This window comes from Lutibacter sp. HS1-25, from assembly GCF_004121075.1.
GTDB lineage: Bacteria > Bacteroidota > Bacteroidia > Flavobacteriales > Flavobacteriaceae > Lutibacter.
Genome location: NZ_RHLN01000127.1, coordinates 1 through 630, shown reverse-complemented (window position 1 = coordinate 630; position 630 = coordinate 1). Strand labels below are relative to the sequence as shown.

At 27.5% G+C, this 630-nt stretch carries 1 protein-coding gene; it reads left to right on the top strand.

The window, feature by feature from the left end; translation table 11 throughout:
- Positions 1 to 19: 19 nt before the first annotated feature.
- The gene (locus EC396_RS12870) at positions 20 to 577 is read left to right on the top strand and encodes an STM3941 family protein (RefSeq protein ID WP_129367007.1); all 558 of its coding nucleotides are present in this window, start codon (positions 20 to 22) and stop codon (positions 575 to 577) included.
- Positions 578 to 630: the final 53 nt, after the last annotated feature.

Genomic DNA, 630 nt, shown 5'->3' with positions numbered 1-630 from the left:
TCACTCATAATCAGACAAGTTGAATAATAGAATTGAAATACCATTGAGCAAAAAGAAGATAATATTACTATCATTAGCTTCAATTGGATTTGTTGTTTTCGGAATTTTGTTTGTTTATGACCCACAAATTTTTGTATCAGAATACCGAGTTAGATTCAAAATATTTAATAATCCAGAAATGATTAGAATTATTGGAATAGTTGCAACTCTTTTTTTCGGAATAGCTGGAATTTATGGAATTAAGAAACTATTTGATAAAAAAATTGGTCTGATTATCGACTCAAAAGGAATTACAGACAACTCAAGTGCTTTAAGTATTGGTCTAATTGAATGGGAAGATATTAACAGAATCAATTTAACAAGAGTAAATTCTATCGATTTTCTTATGATTATAGTTAAAAACCCTGAAAAGTATATTGGAAAAGCAACAAACAGAATACAAGCGAGATTAATGAAAACAAATATGAGTATTTACAAAACGCCACTTTCGATTACATCAAATACTCTGAATTTTGACTTCAGAGAACTCGAAGAATTAATACAAAAAGAATTTAAACGAAATAAAAACGTTGGGTAACAACTCATAAAATTTATGCTTACATTTAAACTAAATAACGAACAGACAAACAT